This window comes from Mesorhizobium sp. M8A.F.Ca.ET.161.01.1.1 (assembly GCF_004792105.1).
In the GTDB taxonomy this organism is placed as follows: Bacteria; Pseudomonadota; Alphaproteobacteria; order Rhizobiales; family Rhizobiaceae; genus Mesorhizobium.
The window spans coordinates 1-280 of the sequence record NZ_SRTD01000504.1 but is presented as its reverse complement, the minus strand read 5'-3'; the positions used below and the strand labels follow the sequence as shown (position 1 = coordinate 280).

Annotated in this window: 1 protein-coding gene; it reads right to left on the bottom strand. The window is 66.8% G+C overall.

Annotated features, from left to right (window positions below; translation table 11 throughout):
* On the bottom strand, nucleotides 1-280 hold a 280-nt coding region (locus EN804_RS36755; protein WP_135922455.1), incomplete at both ends, for an NUDIX domain-containing protein.

Genomic DNA, 280 nt, shown 5'->3' with positions numbered 1-280 from the left:
GAAGACCTGCTGGCCCTTCAGTGACCCCTTCAGTACCGGCAGCGGGATCTTCAGCCGGGTTTCCTCGCGCAGCTCGCGCAGGCAGCTGTCGAGCAGGCTCTGTTCCTGGCCGACGAAACCGCCGGGCAATGCCCACAGCCCCTTGCCGGGTTCCGAGCGGCGGCGCACCAGCAGCACGTGGCCCGAATGCACCACCACTGCATCGGTGGTGACGAAGGTCGGCGCGTAGGGCGCATCCTTCCAGGCGGCCTTGTACTGTTCGATGAAGCGGTACTCGGCG